Origin of the sequence: Pseudanabaena sp. UWO311 (genome assembly GCF_006937785.1) — a bacterium.
Taxonomy (GTDB): domain Bacteria; phylum Cyanobacteriota; class Cyanobacteriia; order Pseudanabaenales; family Pseudanabaenaceae; genus Pseudanabaena.
Genome location: NZ_SJEE01000025.1, coordinates 39,523 through 57,307 on the forward strand (window position 1 = coordinate 39,523; position 17,785 = coordinate 57,307).

Consider the following 17,785-nt stretch of genomic DNA (forward strand, 5'->3'; position numbering starts at 1 on the left):
GAGGTGCAATAATGGCAAAGTTTAAAGGGAATCTCAAAGACCCGAAAGGCAAAGCTGTGCAGCAGACAATGGTTGCTGTATCACTAAAAGAAGCCCGTGAGACATGGAAGCAGAAAGGCTTTTATGTTCAAGACATCAAAGAAGTGAAAGGCGGTTTTGATTTTGCCGGCTTCACGATGAAAAAGGTTTCGGTTAAGGATTTAGCTTTGTTCTCAAGACAATTAGCAACCTTGGTTAATGCGGGTGTATCGATGGTGCGTGGCTTGGGGGTAATGTGCGATCAGTGTTCTAATCCTAGACTCAAAATTGCCCTCACTGAAGTTTTGGATGATGTACAGCAAGGTACTAACTTTTCTGATGCTTTGCGTAAGCATCCAAAGGTATTTGACAAGCTTTATTGCGCGATGGTGCAAGCGGGTGAGACAGGTGGTGTACTAGATGATGTTTTAGCTCGTCTAGCGACATTACTCGAAGATTCGGCTCGTTTGACTAACCAGATCAAATCTGCGATGACTTATCCGATTGTGGTTTCTTCGATCGCGGTTTTAATCTTCTTAGCGATGTGTATTTTCATCATTCCTGTGTTTGATGGCGTTTTTAAAAGCTTAGGTGGTGAACTACCTGCATTTACACAAATATTAGTTAATATCAGTAACTTTCTAAAGAGTCCCTCAGTACTGATCATCCCAGTTATTATTGTGGTCTCTGGTTTTGTATATAACCGAGTTTATTCAACTCCTGCTGGCAAACTCTACCTTGATGGCGTTTTCTTGAAGTTGCCTTTGTTTGGAGATCTTGTAGTCAAGACTGCGGTGGCTCGATTTGCTCGGACTTTTGGTTCGCTATCGCGTGCTGGTGTACCAATTTTGGCTTCGCTTGAAATTACGGCTGAGACCGCAGGTAATCTGGTGATTTCTAATGCGATCGATTCGGCGCGAAATGCTGTCAGAGAAGGTGGTCAAATTGCTCCTGCTATGGAAAAAACGGAAGTATTCCCTGTGATGGCTTTGCAAATGGTCAGTATTGGTGAAGAAACTGGTGAAATTGATAAGATGCTTATGAAAGTCGCCGACTTTTATGAAAACGAAGTTGAAGAAGCGGTAAAAGCGCTGACAAGTTTGATGGAACCATTAATGATCGTTGTATTGGGCGGCATGGTTGGTTCGATTATCGTCGGGATGTACTTACCGATCTTCTCAATTATGGACAAGATCAAATAATATAGCCATTGCTATTCATAAAACCCCAAAACATAAGAGTCAACGCAAAGCGCCAACTCTTATGTTTTGTTAATGAGTATAAAAAAGCCCTGCTTACGCAGGGCTTTTTTATAGGAGTGAGATCGCATCTTCCCAATGACTTCCTGTTCGTAACCAATGGATTGGTAAATCGCCATTACCCGAACCGCGAAACCATGTACGCTGGCGTTTAGCAAATTGACAGGTATGAGTTATCGTGAGTAGTTTGGCAGTTTCTAGATCGGTTTTATTAGCTAAATAATCGGACATTTCGCCATAGCCCAAAGTTCTTAAAAGCGGCAAATCTGCGCCATAGCGTGTTTGTAAATCGCGAATCTCATCAAGCCAGCCATTTTCAAGCATTTGCTCGGTGCGATCGCTAACTAACTTGCGATAAACATCCAGATCCTCACAATCTAGACCAATTTGCACAATGGGATAATCAGGCGGCTGCTCGCCTTGCTGAGCCGAAAGTGGTTGCCCTGTGGCATAAAAAACCTCTAGCGATCGCAAAGTTCTGATCTGATCATTAGCATGAATTTTGGTAGCTCCCACAGGATCAACCTGTTGCAAAATTTGATAGCAATAAGCTTGTCCTAATTCCTCAAATTGCGATCGCAGTTCTGGCTGTGGCGCTACTCTAGGAATCTTTAGCCCTGCTGTAATTGCCTTAATATACAAGCCTGAACCGCCGACCAAGATCGGCGTAACTCCCTCAGCATGAAACTTAGCGATTAAAGTTTGCACCTGATCTTGATAATCCGCTAATGTCAAAGTTTGATTAGGCTCAATAATATCAATCAAGTAATGAGGGACAGCCTGACGTTCTTCTAGAGTCGGTTTCGCCGTACCGATGTCAAAATGGCGATAAACTTGGCGCGAATCGGCACTCAAAATTGGTGAATTTAAATGTTTGGCAAGGGCGATCGCTAGACTCGTCTTGCCCGTCGCCGTTGCTCCCAAAATTACAATTAAACCAACAGGTTTTTTGATTGATTCCATCAATGGTTAAGAATAGTGACGACAAGCCCAACAGAACAGATATGAAATTAATTGCAGCGATAATAGATGTATAGCATTCCTCGTATGAGAGGAGGGCAAAATGAAAACTAAATTAGTTGCAATTTTAGCCGTGATCGGAATTGGATGGGCAAGCCCTTTAGAAGCATACGATCCTGTCCAAGTTAAACAACTGATCAGTACTAAACAATGTGCAGGCTGCGATTTAACTAACGCAAATCTTGCAGGGATCGATTTGAGCCAATCTCACTTAATCGGTGCTGCCTTAATGGGTGCAAACTTAAGCGGTACAAACCTCACCAACGCTAACTTGGAAGGCGCAGATCTTACTGGGGCAAAACTGGAAAAAGCCAATCTCACTAAGGCTTTTTTGACTGATGCAATTCTTAATGACACCAATTTAAAGAGTGCAAACTTTACTAACGCTGTGTTAATCCATGCGAATTTACGCAGGGCAGATATTAACAATACCATCTTCAAAAATGCCAACTTGAAAGGTGCTGACTTTACTGGCACAAATTACAGTCTAGCCACCACTGATGAATGATTTCCAGTAATTAAAAGATGGCGCTTCGCGCCGCCTTTTAATTACTTAATTGGCGGCGAAAGTCTCTAGGACTGAGGCGTAATGGGTTTTGGGTGTCCCAAATTCCTAGCTCTTGTAGTCTTGCTTTTGATTGAGCGCGGCTAATTCTTGCGTCATACTTTACATTGGGTGAATAGGAATCAGCGATCGCAAGTCCCTCTGACACTAAATATTGATTAACTAATAAATTATCTTTCCAAATATAAGCAAGCCAGCGATCAGAGTTATCTTTTTGCTTGACATCAAACTCTAAAATCACTTTCTGCTCTTTAATGAGATCCGACAAACTCTGGCGAGCTCGATCGCCCCAAGGAGACTGCTCTTTGAGTGGTGCACTAATACCTAGCAACCGCACTCTTTGCACAGTCATATTTGGATTGCTCACAACTGAAGCTTCGACTGTTTGTCCACTAATAACCCGATTAATAATCCAGAGTTCGCCATTTACTTTGTCCTTGGGTTGCGTAAAAGCGATCACCATATTTGCGATCGACAAAAAGGCAATTAATAGCACAACCAAAATAAATGAACGTGATGGGGACTTAGCGATCGCGTTTTCTTTTCCTGTTTTAGATTTCATAGGCGTGCTGCATAATTCAAAGGTTAAAGGGCGCTTCTTCGCGCCCTTTAACCTATTTAGTCATGATCAATGGGAATACCAAACTGAAACCAGTGACGCTTGCGTTTAGCAAAAAAGTTACCGAATTGCAACCGATAGACCTCATCCTCATCTTGGGTTTCCAGATCTAAGTCTGACTGGGCATAGCCTGAGCAAATCAGCGCATAACCCTCATCCTGTAAAGTTTTGGATAAACCAATTACCTCATGTTGATCGATTTTCCCCGACTTGACTCGCATCGCACAAGCAGTACAAGCACCATTCAAACAGGAAAAAGGCAGGTTAATACCTTGATCTTCTAAAGAGTCCAGAATATAGCGATCGCCCTGGATATCAGCTTCATACAGCTTATCGTTTTGACGATCGTGAATACGAATGTGATAGGACATAGGTTTTACACACGAGTAGGAATCATGCCCGTTAGTCGAGCATAATCAAATAAACCGCCCGCATCAATAACAGGTCGCACATCTCCAAGGGATTTTAAAGCAAATGTTTCGCCAGTTGTATCATTAATAATGAGATTGTTATCAAAATCAATGGTGGCTTCTTCACCAGTTTTGAAATGATCAACTAAACAATCAACCGATTCCCAAGGATATAACTCACCCGTTGCTGTGCAGTTACGGAAGAAAATTCTGGCGTAGGACTGAGCAACCACAGCCTCTAACCCCGCTGCTCCAAGTGCGATCGGTGCATGTTCTCTGGAAGAGCCACAACCAAAATTTTCACCCGCGATAATAATCGAATAAATCGTTTTGCTTTCGCCTTCAGGAATAAAGCGAGCATAGCGATCGGGAAGTCCGATCATGGCGTAGCTGCCAAGCTTCTCGTACTCATCAGGTTTTGATGGTACAAGCGTTAGATATTCCGCAGGAATAATTTGGTCCGTGTCAATATTGTCATCTAAGACAAATACTTTGCCTTTAATTGTCGTACTCATAATCTTTATTCCTAAACAATTCAGTCCACACAATCTAAAAAATACTTGGCACTTTTTTATATGTTTTAGATTTACTGTAGGGTGCGTTAGCCCTAGCATAGCGCACGCTCTAGCTTTGACAATGCGTTTTGCTGCGCTAACGCACCCTACACAACTAATCAAAATAAAACAGGGTTACAACTTTGCGTTGTTCTTCAGCATCTTGACAAGTCTGTAATAAAGTCTCACTACCATGAAACGCAAAGCAAATCAGTTGCTGACACTTGGAAATGATTTCTTGATTGCATCGGCTACTTGCTTCAGCCAAAGATAGAGTGTCATTCTCGCCATGCTCAATTAAATGGATTACATTTTCTAGCTGTTCACGAGATTCATAGGGCTGTCTATCAAGACTTTGAGGCAAAATTACAGTCAACAAATTTGGATCGGCTCGCAAAGCACCCCGAATCGCAGCAAAATTTGTACCTGTTGCTCCAGAGGTAATAATACTGTTGCCAGATAGTGCCAAAGCATAGCTGAGCAGTTCAATCAGCAGTTGATGGGTTAATGGCACATGGCGGGAACCTAAAAACGCAATTCGCTTTGAGCCTTGCTGTTGTATCGTTGCAAGCTCTTGCAAAAAGTCGTCTAGCTTGGGTAGATTAATTGACTGAGTCAAACAAATCCCTCTCGTTTACTACTTACTGAACGAATACATACACAATATCACTTAACCCTAGAGAAGCAAACTATAGAGTTAATCAAGATTCGATTGTCCTGAAATATATATATAAATTAATATTATTTTCACTCTATAGGACTGATTAATGAGCAAAAATGAAATCACAATTTACCATAAGTTTCAAAGCATTTAACTACAGCGCCTTGCACTCAAAACCAAATCAATAAATCTTTTGAAAGTGTTGCTTTGTAAAACTTTCAAAAGATTTATTGATAGTTTGTCTGCTCAAAAATCGCCGTAACGTAGACTCTCATGTTCAAACCACTACAGCATTGCCGACTGGAATTGTGATAATTACCTCTAAGAAATTATGGTGGGTTACTTGACGATTGACAATCTTAAAATTGAGGAAGGAAATTTTGGAGAGCTTTTAGCGATCTATCGCTTATTGCCAAGTTTTAAGCGAGAACTAGCGATCGATCGCTTGATCGCTATCATCATCCTTGATCCAGAAGAAATTAACCTAGCTTTGCAACAATTTCAGCAGCGCTACAAGCTCGTTTCGCAAGAAGCTATCCAAAATTATTGTCAAGCTTATAGTCTTACTGACGAGCAACTAAAGGCGATCGCTCTGCGTGAGTTTAAAATCGAAAAATTTAAGCAGCAGACTTGGGGAAACCGTCTCGAATCAACTTTTCTAAATCGTAGAACTAGCTTAGATCGGGTTATTTATTCGCTGATTCGCCACAAAAACCCTGAACTTTTGCAAGAACTGTTCTTTCGGATTCAAGATGGTGAACAACCTTTTGCTGAGGTTGCTTCTCAATATTCTCAGGGTGTAGAAGCTCAAACGGGTGGAATGATTGGTCCAGTTTTGCTTAATAAACTTCCACCTGCGATCGCTGAAAAATTACGACATAGCCTTCCCCTGCAAGTTCATCCACCTTTTCCTTTAGAAGAATGGTTTGTAATTTTACGACTAGAAAAATTTGTGCCCGCTCAGTTTGACGATCAAACAACTCAGACGCTTCTTAATCAACTATTTGAGGAGCTTATACAAGAACAACTTTCGCAAAAGAAATCCTGATTATGCCTAGACATCCTAATTTTTTCTCTTTGAAAATTATTTTTTAGAATCTTTTTTGCTCCTTAAGCTCATTTAAGTTAACGCCCATGTTTACCAACACCAATGCTATTCAAGAGCTCATTGAGCGCATTCCCTTATTAAAAACCCTTGATTACTCAATTGTAAAAGAACTGAGCGATCGGCTTAAACCATTGCGTTATCGGATGGGGCAGATAATCTTGCGCCGTGAAACTATGCCATCACAAGTCTTATTTCTATGGGAAGGGCAAGCAAGATTACTCGCCCAAGCACCGAAAACAACATCGCCAACGACCTTAGAAACTCTCAAAACTGGCGCGGTAATCGGATGGGCGAGTTTGATTCGTGATTTGCCCTGCGAAACGGCGATCGCATCGATGGAAAGTACCTTTTTATCGCTAGACGAAGCTGATTTTTGGCAATTTTGCGATCGCGATCTTGGTTTTAAGAAAGCTTTTACTGACCAAATCGCCTCCTCAGAAGTGTTTGATCTATTTGCGATCGAGATGGATCGCCGTGCGCAGTTTCCTAAAGATTTTACGCAGCGAGCTCGCAATGCATGGCAAGATGCGCAAGTATTGACTTTAACTGCGGGTAAAAACTCGATTGCACCGCTTGATCCTGATTTTGTGTGGCTTGTTAGTGGTGGTCAAAATACGGCAATACCATCTGGAACAAGAGTTGAGCCAAATCGTACTGTCTTTGAGATTCCAGAGTCTAGCTATTTGCGTTTAATTGGCTTGCGCGATGATTTCGCTGTGGCTACTGAAGTTGTGACAGAATTGCCAGATCATCCCACTGCTTTTGATATTCCTTATGCTCCTGATTTGCCTACAGCTAGCGATCGCAGCGATCTCAAAACCCAAGACTATCCTTATGTCTATGGACGCGGGCCCCTTGATGCGTCAGTGGCTTGTTTTGAGATGCTAGCGAAATATTGGAGTATGCCGTTTAATCGCCATGTGATCAAACGGGCGATCGCTAATCAATACGATCGCTCCCAAAGTATCTCTTTGCAGCTATGCGGTATGATTGCCGAACTCATGGGACTAAATGGGCAGTTGGTAACGATTCCTGCGAGTGCGATTAGTCAAGTTCCTACGCCAGCTTTATTACCTTGGCAAGATACCTTTGCAGTGCTTTACAAAACTAGCGATCGCGAACAGATATTAGGTATTCCTGAACAGGGAATTGTAATAAAGAAAACTGCTCAATTTGCCGATCTTTGGGGCGAATCGGGACAAATTTTAATCATTCAACCGACTAAGGATACCCCCCAACAAAAATTTGGACTATCTTGGTTTTTACCATCTCTCAAGCGCTACCGAAATCCTTTAATCACGGTTTTAGTTGCCTCTTTCTTTGTGCAGCTATTAGGGCTAGCAAATCCTCTGATTACCCAAGTAATCATTGATAAAGTAATTATGCAAAATTCCCTACCTTCCTTAAATATTTTGGGAATTCTGCTCTTAACGATCGCCTTTTTTGAAGCTTTAATTACTGCACTGCGAACCTACTTATTTGTAAATACAACTAATCGCATTGATTTAACCCTCGGATCAGAAACCATTGATCATCTCGTCAGGTTGCCCTTGCGATATTTTGAAAAGCGATCAGTAGGAGAACTATCTAGTCGGATCGGCGAACTCGAAAATATTCGCCAATTTTTAACAGGAACGGCGCTTACCGTTGTCCTTGATGCGGTATTTTCTGTCGTTTATATCGTTGTGATGATTTGTTATAGCTGGCTGTTGACTCTTGTGGCACTGGCAACCGTCCCCCTGTTTGCGCTGCTGACCTTTATTGTTGCGCCGATCGTCAGGGGGCAGCTTCGCAATAAAGCCGAGCGCAATGCCGAAACTCAGTCCTATTTAGTGGAAGTTGTTTCAGGTATCCAGACTGTTAAGGCTCAAAGTATCGAATTGCAGTCACGATGGGAATGGCAACGCCGCTATGCTCGCTATGTTTCCGATGGATTTAAGACTGTCGTAACTTCCACGACTGCGGGTTCCATGAGTCAGTTTTTAAATCAGTTTTCTAATCTGTTACTGCTATGGGTTGGGGCTTTTTTGGTACTGGATGGCAAACTGTCGTTAGGACAGCTAATTGCGTTTCGGATCATTGCGGGATATACGACTTCACCACTTCTGCGTCTAATTCAACTCTGGCAAAATTTTCAAGAAACAGCGCTCTCTTTGGAACGACTCAGCGATATTATTAATCATCCTCAAGAACAAGAAGAAGCAGGACGGCGCAATATTCCCATGCCTGCTATTAAAGGGGCAGTGCGCTATGAGAATGTCAATTTTCGTTTTAATCCCAATGGACCTTTGCAGCTAAACAACGTTAATCTAGATGTTCCTAATGGTCAATTTGTCGGCGTTGTCGGTACTAGTGGTGCAGGCAAAAGTACTCTGACAAAGTTAATGTCGCGTCTGTATGAACCTGAGGCAGGTCGAATTTTTATCGATGAGTATGATATCGGTAAAGTAGAACTCTATTCTTTGCGAAGGCAAATAGGAGTGGTTTTGCAAGATACGTTGCTATTTGACGGTACGGTGCAGCAAAATATTGCGTTAACAAATCCTGATGCTACCCCTGATGAGATTGTGGCAGCGGCTCGAACTGCTTGTGCTCATGATTTCATTATGCAATTGCCTCAAGGTTATGAGTCGCGAGTGGGAGAACGTGGGGCTTCTCTTTCTGGAGGACAAAGACAGAGGATTGCGATCGCGCGGACTATTCTCCAAAAACCTCAATTACTGATTCTTGATGAAGCAACTAGTGCTCTCGACTACAATACTGAGCGGCAGGTCTGTCTAAATCTGGCTGATGAGTTTCGCGGACGCACGGTTTTCTTTATTACGCATCGCCTTGCTACGATTCATAGTGCTGATTTGATTTTGCTGATGGATAGTGGAAGGGTCGCTGAACAAGGAACTCACGCAGAATTAATGGCTTTACAAGATCGCTATTTCTGCCTATATCGCCAGCAGGAAGCGGCAGGTGATTCCTAAACAAATTTATTACTTTGCGTTTGAGGACATTAAGACTAACTACAAAATAAAGGTGAAAAGATCATGACAAATAATAACGGTAATCAACCAACTCCAAAATTAGCAAAGATCGCGACCGAAGATTTAGTCTCTAATGATGGTCTGGATAAACCTGCTACGGCGATCGCTAAAAAAAGTAATTTCGATCAGCCCTTAGCCTTAAGTCAATCACCGAAATGGATTCCTGCGATTCTATGGACATTAGTCGGCTCAGTGACAGTGGCAATTATTTGGGCTTCGGTAGCGAGAATCGAAGAATCAATCCCTGCTCAGGGCAAACTTGAACCACAGGGAGCAGTTAAGGAAGTACGTATTCCTGCTAATGGTCTACTTAAGGAGGTATTAATCAAAGATGGACAGAAAGTCAAGGAAGGCGAAGTATTATTGCGGATTGATGCAACTGTAGCGAAGTCTCAGCTTGAATCCTTGCAAAAACTCCGCAAAAATCTCCAGCAGGAAAGCCAGTTTTATCGAGAAGTTCTCAATGGCAAAGCCGCAGAAATTGATGGAGCAAAAGTGAGTGTTGTCCCTGTGGAATTTTTTGCCCTAGCTCGAAATCGCGAAGCATTAATGACGGAAATGCAACTATATCGAATGCAAGTCAATGGTGGTGGCGCAAATCTGACAGGTGATCAACAGGATCGGCTGATTGCGTCAAGGGCAGAACTAGGCTCGCGATCGCAAGCGGCTGAGGCGAATATTAATCAGTCACTTGAACAATTAAATCAAACACGAATTAATCGCGCCAGCAAAGCAAACGCCTTGGCGATTGATGCCAAAATTCTGAATGATCTAGAAATTGCCGTTAAAGAAGGAGCAATCTCTCGTGTTCAATACCTCAAACAACAACAACAGGTAATCGCTACGGAGTCAGAAATTCGGCAGTTAGCACGGGAGGAAATGAGGATTCAGGCTGCGATCGCGGAGGGACAAGCCCGACTGAATAATACCTTTGACATTACCCGCAAAGAGTTGACTAGCCAAATTGCCGATAATACAAAACGCATTGCTGAAATCGATAGTCAATTTACTAAAGCCTTGGTGGACAATACCAAGAGACTTGCAGAAGTAGAAGGTCAAATTAAACAAGCAGAAGTATTACTAAAAAACCAAGAACTCCTTGCCCCTGCCTCAGGTACAGTATTTGAACTAAAAGCAGGGCTTGGCTATGTGGCGAACCCCAATGCTGGAGAAGTTGTGTTGAAAATTGTACCTGACGATCTGCTCGTAGTGAAGGTTTATATTAGTAACCAAGACATCGGGTTTGTCAAAGAAGGAATGGCTGTAGATGTCAGAATTGACTCTTTCCCTTTCACTGAGTTTGGTGATGTAAAGGGTAAATTAATCTCGATAGGTTCTGATGCTCTACCACCTGACCAAACCAATCCGACCTATCGATTTCCTGCAAAGGTACTGCTTGAGAAACAATTCCTAGAGACTAATGGACGCAAAATTAATTTGCAGTCGGGAATGTCACTAACGGCAAATATCAAAATTCGCGATCGCACAGTTATGAGTTTATTCACAGACTTCTTTGTCACAAATACTGAAAAGCTGAAATTTGTCCGTTAAATGAAGGTTGTATAACTTTTGAATAACTTTTCTCTGTTTACATGCTGAATTCTTTAGGATAACCTTGTTTTAGTTACATCGGTGAAGGTAAGCGATCGCATAGCAAAAACGGAATTACCGTTATGCAGTTATGCTCTGGGGGGAGAGAGCTAATCTGGATGTTGTTAGCTAAGAAGTACGGGGCTAAACAATTACAGCAGCAGGGAAAATATTATGTCTGACAGCCAGAATGCAGGCTCAACCTTTGGTTTTGGCAATTATGGGGGCAACACTTCTATCTTTGGAGCTAATCAACTTCCAGATGTTTTAAGCCTTGTTCAGTCCAAATTCCAACAAGCTGCCGCTAGTCCTGATCTGTTTGCCCAAGTTTTTGGAGACAAGGCGAATACGGCGGAAATACAGGCAATGCGATCGCAATGGTCTGTAGGAGACTTTAGCCAATTACCATCTGTACAAATACTTGCGGCTGCTAACTTTAATAATGCAGTAGGTGCATACGCAAGTTCTAGCCAGACCGTCTATCTTTCGGATACATTGTTGCAGGATAGTGCTGCACCACTCGATTCATTTTTAGGTGCCGCAGGAATTCTGGTTGAAGAAACTTTTCATTGGTTAGATAGTCTCGTTGGATCTGACACTCAAGGGGATGAAGGAGAACTTGCAAGGCTATTGGTATTTGGCGAATCTGTAAGTAATACTGAGCTGACTCGTATCAAGCAAGAAGATGATCTCGGCTTTATTACTCTTAATGGACAGTCAATATCTGTGGAACAAGCTGGAACAAATGTAACCGTTGAAACATTTGGTAACACCAAACTACTAAAAGATGAATCGGAATTACTATCTGCACAGGTAGGCAGTAACACTGCTGTTGCCATCAAGTACAACGGCTCACAAATTTACACAAGTATTTTTACTTCTGCTGGATGGGAAGCAGTAGCAGTTGAAACTGTTGGCGGACAAAATCAAGTTCTATGGAAAAATGCTGTTGCGAATTCGGTAGTAGTGTGGAATTTAGATAGTAGTTGGAATTTTCAATCCTCTGGCAGTATCTTGGCTTTGAATTCTGGGGGCACTCTGACTCAAGAGTCTAACTTTGGAGTAGACCTCAATGGTGATAGCTTTACGGGATCTGTGAGCCTTGAGTGGCAAGGTAGTACAAAACTGGTCAAAGGTGCATCTAACTTGTTATTTGCACAGGTTGGCAATAATACACCAGTTGCCATCAACTACAATGGATCGCAACTTTACACAGGTATTTTTGCGTCTGCTGGATGGGAAACAGTAGCAGTTGAAACTATTGGTGGACAAAATCAAGTTCTATGGAAAAATGCTGCTGCGAATAATGCCGTAGTATGGAATTTGGATAGTAATTGGAATTTTCAATCCTCTGGTAGTTTAATAGCTTTGAATTCTTCTGGTGCTCTGATTCTAGAAACCAATTTTGGAGTAGATCTTAATAGTAATGGCTATAAAGGGGCTGTAAGCATCGCCGTTGAATCGCTAGGAAATACAAAACTGCTCAAAGATGGATCTAACTTTTTGTCTGCACAGGTCGGAAGCAATACACCTGTTTCAATCAAGTACAACGGACAACAAATTTATACAACTATTTTTGCATCTGCTGGCTGGGAAACAGTAGCCGTTGAAACTGTGAGTGGACAAAATCAAGTTCTATGGAAAAACGCTGCTGCGAACAATGCCGTGGTATGGAATTTGGATAGTAATTGGAATTTTCAATACTCTGGCAGCATTCTAGCCTTGAACTCTGCTGGCGCTCTAACTCAAGAGACCACATTTGGTGTAGATATAAATGGCGATAGCTATGTGGGGTTTGCCTTTAGCGGTGCATATTTGGAATTGTTTGGTAATACAAAACTGGTCAGAGATGCATCTAACTTGTTATACGCACAAGTTGGCAATAATGCTTCTATTTCAATCAAGTACAACGGACAACAGATTTACACAACTATTTTTGCTTCCGCTGGCTGGGAAACAGTAGCAGTTGATACTGTGAATGGACAAAATCAAGTTCTATGGAAAAACATTGCTACAAATAATGCTGTAGTGTGGAATTTGGATAGTAATTGGAATTTTCAATCCTCTGGTAGTTTATTAGCCTTAAATTCTGTTGACGCGCTTACTCAAGAGGCTAAATTTGGTGTAGATATCAATGGTGATCGCTTCGTCGGTTCTGGCACTCCTACTAATTCGTCCACATCTGTTGAAGCGCTTGGTAATACAAAACTGGTCAAAGATACATATAGCTTGTTGTATGCACAGGTTGGCAATAATACTCCTGTTGCCATCAAGTACAACGGATCGCAAATTTACACAAGTATTTTTACTTCTGCTGGATGGGAAGCAGTAGCAGTTGAAACTGTTGGCGGACAAAACCAAGTTCTATGGAAAAATGTTGTTGCGAATTCGGTAGTAGTGTGGAATTTAGATAGTAGTTGGAATTTTCAATCCTCTGGCAGTATCTTGGCTTTGAATTCTGGGGGCACTCTGACTCAAGAGTCTAACTTTGGAGTAGACCTCAATGGTGATAGCTTTACGGGATCTGTGAGCCTTGAGTGGCAAGGTAGTACAAAACTGGTCAAAGGTGCATCTAACTTGTTATTTGCACAGGTTGGCAATAATACACCAGTTGCCATCAACTACAATGGATCGCAACTTTACACAGGTATTTTTGCGTCTGCTGGATGGGAAACAGTAGCAGTTGAAACTATTGGTGGACAAAATCAAGTTCTATGGAAAAATGCTGCTGCGAATAATGCCGTAGTATGGAATTTGGATAGTAATTGGAATTTTCAATCCTCTGGTAGTTTAATAGCTTTGAATTCTTCTGGTGCTCTGATTCTAGAAACCAATTTTGGAGTAGACCTCAATCGTGATGGTTTTGTTGGATCTGTTCCAGATTTAGTAATCACAGGACAAACAGCAACAAGTACAGTCACAGTTGGGGGGGTGGTAAACATAGGTGCGTACACGCAGAACAATGGGAATGGAAGTGCAAGCAGCAACTATGTGCGGTATTGGCTCTCGAATGACACAATTTTGGATGGCAATGACACATTCATTAATTATCAATATGTTGGTGCATTGAATGCAGGAGCTTCACAATACAACAGCTTGAATTTTACCTATAACAGTAGTTGGGGAACAGGAACGAAATATATTCTGTTCCAAGCTGATGGTTATGGATATGTCACTGAAAGCAATGAGTCAAACAATATTGCCTACTCAACCATTGTTGTTATACCGCCTAGTCCAGATTTAGTAATCACAGGACAAACAGCCACGAGTTCAGTTACAGTTGGCGGCAATGTGAGTGTTGGTGCATACACGCAAAATAACGGTGCTGGTGCAGCAGTCAGCAACTATGTGCGTTACTGGCTCTCAAACGACACGATTTTGGATGGCAATGACACATCCATTAGCTATCAGTCTGTTAATGCATTAAGTGCAGGATCTTCGCAATACAACAGTTTGAATTTCACCTACAACAGCAGTTGGGGAACTGGAACGAAATATATTCTGTTCCAAGCTGATGGTTATGGAAATGTAACTGAAAGCAATGAGTCAAACAACGTAGCTTATGCCACTATTTTTGTTTCACCACCTAGTCCAGACTTAGTAATCATGGGACAAACAGCGACTAGTTCTGTTACAGTTGGCGGCAATGTGAGTGTTGGTGCATACACGCAAAACAACGGTGCTGGTGCAGCAGTCAGCAACTATGTGCGCTACTGGCTCTCAAACGACACGATTTTGGATGGCAATGACACATCCATTAGCTATCAGTCTGTTAATGCATTAAGTGCAGGATCTTCGCAATACAACAGTTTGAATTTCACCTACAACAGTAGTTGGGGAACAGGAACGAAATATATTCTGTTCCAAGCTGATGGTTATGGATATGTCACTGAAAGCAATGAGTCAAACAACGTAGCTTATGCCACTATTTTTGTTAATCCTGTGGCGACAGATCCTGGTAATACTTTAGGAACAGCATCTCTTCAGGCTTCAGCTATTTTCTCTCGCAATGAGCAGGTTAGCAGCAGTGATACAAATGATTTCTATAAGTTTAGTGTGAATACTTCTGGTATCTTTACAGCTAGTCTAGCTGGTCTAACAGGAGATGCTGATGTTCGTCTTATCCGTGACACTAATAGTAATGGACAAATCGATCAAGGTGAAATTCTTGCTTGGCAATGGGAACGAGGAACGGGAAATGAATCAATTCGTGACTTCCTCAACTCCGGAGACTATTTCCTGCAAGTAATGAATTACAACAGTCAGACCGCAAACTACAGTCTTTCAACTAACTTTACTACTGCTGCAACTGATAATCGCCTATTTTCTGTTGATATTACTTGGGGACAGGGCGCGGATATATTGAGTAGTGCTATGCGAACTGCTGTCCAAGAAGCTGCTGATTTTTGGGAAAATGTTATTACCTACAGTAGTTTTAATGGTAATCACAATATCAATATTACCGTTGGCGGAACTAATCAAGCATGGAGTAATGGTGGTGGAGTTCTTGCATCAGCAGTAGCAACTAACGGTAGTTATGATGCTATTGGACGTTGGATGCCAACATTAGGCAGTTCAAATGTTAACAATAATTCAGAAGCCGTAGCTTCTTTATCTTCAAACATTGACTATTTCCGTCGTGTGATGATTCATGAATTTGGTCATGTGTTGGGACTTGTTGGGGTACAAAGTCTGCAAGGTGATTTCGTTAACACTTCAACTGCACTTTATAAGGCTAACAGCTATGCAGGTTGGGCTTACGGTGAGTTATTAGGAACTTATCAGCAAACAGCAATTCCTTTAACTACTGGTGTTGGAGCGGGTTCTGATTACTATCACTGGCGTGAAGAAATATTTGGTAATGAAATAATGACTCATGAAGCTGATTATGGTGGAATGCCCATTAGCCAGATGACTATTGCTGCTTTACGAGACTTAGGATGGAATGTTAACTACGGCGCAGCAGAAGCTTATTCTGTTTAAGCTACGCTATATTAATTCACAAAGTTAAAAAGCGATCGCCTTTCGAGTTTAAAACGCAAAGGGCGATCTTTTTTGATAAAAAGTAATCGATTAATCGATGTTTGGTTTGGGATTAGGGAGGTGATCGTTGGTTTGTGGAATGAGAGGGCGATCGCTTTGAATGTCAAGAGTGTCTGACAAAATAGGTGATCGCTGTTTGATTTGAGATGAGTTGCGATCGTTGGTTTGTGGTATAAGGGGCGATCGCTTTAAACATTTAGTGGGTCTGAGGAAATAGGCGATCGTTGTTTGGTTTGAGGTGAGTTGCGATTGCTGGTTTGTGGAATGAAGGGGCGATCGCTTTAAGCATTTAGTGTGTTTGACAAAATAGGCGATCGCTATTTGATTTGAGGTGAGGTGCGATCGTTGATTTGTAAGGTGATGGGGCGATTGCTTTCAACATTTAGCGTGACAGAGAAAATAGGCGATCGTTGATTGATTTGAGATGAGTTGCGATCGCTTGTTTGTGGGATGAAGGGGCGATCGCTTTGAACATTTAGGGTGTTTGAGAAAATAGACTTAATCGGAAATAAGTGAAAGCCTTACTACATAAGGTTTTCAGAAACACCCAAGAAATCAATAAAATGCTTACTGCATAAGAGTTTGATGGCATTTTGGCTGTTTTATTTCCGATTAAGTCTAATAGGCGATCGTTGTTTGGGTTGAGATGAGTTGCGATCTTTAGTTTTTGAAATGAGAGGGCGATCGCTTTGAGCATTTAGCGTGTTTGGGGAAATAGGCGATCGTTGATTGATTTGAGATGAGTTGCGATCGTTAGTTTGTGGAATGAGGGGGCGATCGCTGGTTGATGGGGTGAAGTGGCGATCGTTGGTTTGTGAAATGAGAGGGCGATCGCTTTAAGCATTTAGTGTGTCTGAGAAAATAGGCGATCGCTGTTTGATTTGAGATGAGTTGCGATCGTTGGTTTATGGAATGAGTGTGCGATCGCTGGTTGATGTGGTGAAGTGGCGATCGCTTTTATAAAACAATCAAACATGGCAAAATAAAAACGATTGTTACAGTTATAGCTAGACATGCTAATTCCTTACGCCAACAACGCCATTGTTGATATTCGTAAATTACGGGATTACTGTCTTAATCTAGAACATGATGACGGTAAACATAAAGCCAGACTGTTTTCCTCAATCCTTGGCATGAAAGCAGAAAATGCTGAAGAATTAAGGCTGATTCTCCTAGAGATTATCAAAACTCATGAAGCTAAATTAGGCAAATCTGATAGATTTGGGCAACGATACACTGTAGATTTTGAGATTACGTGGCAAAATAGAAATGCAACCCTGCGGAGTGGATGGATTATTGAACATAGTTCAAATATTCCAAAACTAACGACCTGCTACCCTCTGTAGTCAGTGGAGATGATAAATATGTTAACAAGTTCAGTAAAACTTCTAGATGTCGTAGCTCTAACTATCGATCTTCCCCAAGATAATTTATGGCGCGGACAGGTAGGTACAGTTGTTGAGATACTTGCCAATGGTCAAGCCTTTGAAGTCGAATTTAGCGATCGCAATGGTCGTACATACGAATCTCTAGGATTAACTCCAGAAGAATTTATGATCCTTCGTTTCGAGCCAGCATTACCTAATCCAAAACCTCAATTAGTTACAGCATGATCTGAGTTTAAATGTTTTTTCATAGCCGAGGCGATCGCAGTTTGATCTGATATGAGTTGCGATCGTTGGCTTGTGGAATGAGGGGGCGATCGCTTTAAGCATTTAGTATGTCTGACGGAAATAGGCGATCACTATTTGATTTGAGGTGAGGTGCGATCGTAGGTTTATGGAATGAGAGGGCGATCGCTTTGAACATTTAGAGTGTCTAAGAAAATAGGTGATCGTTGTTTGATTTGAGGGGAGTTGCGATCGTAGGTTTATGGAATGAGAGGGCGAGCGCTTTAATGCGT

Annotated in this window: 15 protein-coding genes; 8 read left to right on the forward strand and 7 right to left on the reverse strand. The window is 41.8% G+C overall.

Translation table 11 applies throughout. The features are described 5' to 3' along the window. Positions 1-11: 11 nt before the first annotated feature. A complete protein-coding gene (locus tag PseudUWO311_RS17290) occupies positions 12-1,220 on the forward strand; it encodes a type II secretion system F family protein (RefSeq protein ID WP_142656488.1) in 1,209 nt (402 codons plus the stop codon). Between the two features lie 108 nt (positions 1,221-1,328). Here the strand turns inward: PseudUWO311_RS17290 and miaA are convergent, their stop codons facing one another. Then, a complete protein-coding gene (gene miaA / locus PseudUWO311_RS17295) occupies positions 1,329-2,240 on the reverse strand; it encodes a tRNA (adenosine(37)-N6)-dimethylallyltransferase MiaA (protein WP_142656489.1) in 912 nt (303 codons plus the stop codon). A 100-nt stretch (positions 2,241-2,340) separates the two neighbouring features. Between miaA and PseudUWO311_RS17300 the strand changes: the two genes are divergently transcribed. Continuing rightward, a complete protein-coding gene (locus PseudUWO311_RS17300; protein ID WP_142656490.1) occupies positions 2,341-2,805 on the forward strand; it encodes a pentapeptide repeat-containing protein in 465 nt (154 codons plus the stop codon). A 37-nt stretch (positions 2,806-2,842) separates the two neighbouring features. Here PseudUWO311_RS17300 and PseudUWO311_RS17305 read toward each other — a convergent pair whose 3' ends face one another. From PseudUWO311_RS17305 to PseudUWO311_RS17320, 4 genes are all read right to left on the reverse strand, one after another. Beyond that, on the reverse strand, positions 2,843-3,424 hold the full coding sequence (locus PseudUWO311_RS17305) for a thermonuclease family protein (protein WP_142656491.1): 582 nt from the start codon (positions 3,422-3,424) through the stop codon (positions 2,843-2,845). 56 nt (positions 3,425-3,480) lie between these two features. Continuing rightward, entirely contained in the window at positions 3,481-3,852 is a 372-nt protein-coding gene (locus PseudUWO311_RS17310; protein ID WP_142656492.1) for a 2Fe-2S iron-sulfur cluster-binding protein, read from the reverse strand. 5 nt (positions 3,853-3,857) lie between these two features. Continuing rightward, on the reverse strand, positions 3,858-4,406 hold the full coding sequence (locus tag PseudUWO311_RS17315) for a 3-isopropylmalate dehydratase (RefSeq protein ID WP_142656493.1): 549 nt from the start codon (positions 4,404-4,406) through the stop codon (positions 3,858-3,860). 154 nt (positions 4,407-4,560) lie between these two features. Beyond that, positions 4,561-5,064 carry a DNA recombination-mediator protein A gene (locus PseudUWO311_RS17320; RefSeq protein ID WP_103670114.1) on the reverse strand — a complete coding sequence of 168 codons (504 nt, stop codon included), beginning with the start codon at positions 5,062-5,064 and terminating at the stop codon, positions 4,561-4,563. A 373-nt stretch (positions 5,065-5,437) separates the two neighbouring features. Here PseudUWO311_RS17320 and PseudUWO311_RS17325 point away from each other — a divergent pair, with 373 nt between their 5' ends. The 4 genes from PseudUWO311_RS17325 to PseudUWO311_RS17340 all read left to right on the forward strand — a co-directional run bounded on the left by PseudUWO311_RS17325 (position 5,438) and on the right by PseudUWO311_RS17340 (position 15,822). Next, positions 5,438-6,154: a peptidylprolyl isomerase gene (locus PseudUWO311_RS17325; protein ID WP_142656494.1), complete on the forward strand. Its 717-nt coding sequence runs from the start codon at positions 5,438-5,440 to the stop codon at positions 6,152-6,154. A gap of 86 nt (positions 6,155-6,240) precedes the next feature. Next, positions 6,241-9,189, forward strand: a complete 2,949-nt coding sequence (locus PseudUWO311_RS17330; protein ID WP_142656495.1) for a peptidase domain-containing ABC transporter — start codon at positions 6,241-6,243, stop codon at positions 9,187-9,189. A 63-nt stretch (positions 9,190-9,252) separates the two neighbouring features. Then, a complete protein-coding gene (locus PseudUWO311_RS17335; protein ID WP_142656496.1) occupies positions 9,253-10,800 on the forward strand; it encodes an HlyD family efflux transporter periplasmic adaptor subunit in 1,548 nt (515 codons plus the stop codon). Between the two features lie 213 nt (positions 10,801-11,013). Next, on the forward strand, positions 11,014-15,822 hold the full coding sequence (locus PseudUWO311_RS17340) for a CARDB domain-containing protein (RefSeq protein WP_142656497.1): 4,809 nt from the start codon (positions 11,014-11,016) through the stop codon (positions 15,820-15,822). A 757-nt stretch (positions 15,823-16,579) separates the two neighbouring features. Here PseudUWO311_RS17340 and PseudUWO311_RS24115 read toward each other — a convergent pair. Both PseudUWO311_RS24115 and PseudUWO311_RS24120 read right to left on the reverse strand, forming a co-directional pair. Next, positions 16,580-16,726 (reverse strand): hypothetical protein, encoded by a 147-nt coding sequence (locus PseudUWO311_RS24115; RefSeq protein WP_190303544.1) that lies wholly within the window; start codon positions 16,724-16,726, stop codon positions 16,580-16,582. Further along, entirely contained in the window at positions 16,727-16,897 is a 171-nt protein-coding gene (locus PseudUWO311_RS24120) for a hypothetical protein (RefSeq protein ID WP_190303545.1), read from the reverse strand. Between PseudUWO311_RS24120 and PseudUWO311_RS17345 the strand changes: the two genes are divergently transcribed. Continuing rightward, the gene (locus tag PseudUWO311_RS17345) at positions 16,896-17,228 is read left to right on the forward strand and encodes a DUF6883 domain-containing protein (protein WP_142656498.1); all 333 of its coding nucleotides are present in this window, start codon (positions 16,896-16,898) and stop codon (positions 17,226-17,228) included. The two genes, PseudUWO311_RS24120 and PseudUWO311_RS17345, sit on opposite strands and share 2 nt — an antisense overlap. An 18-nt stretch (positions 17,229-17,246) precedes the next feature. Beyond that, positions 17,247-17,495 carry a DUF4926 domain-containing protein gene (locus tag PseudUWO311_RS17350; RefSeq protein ID WP_142656499.1) on the forward strand — a complete coding sequence of 83 codons (249 nt, stop codon included), beginning with the start codon at positions 17,247-17,249 and terminating at the stop codon, positions 17,493-17,495. Positions 17,496-17,785: the final 290 nt, after the last annotated feature.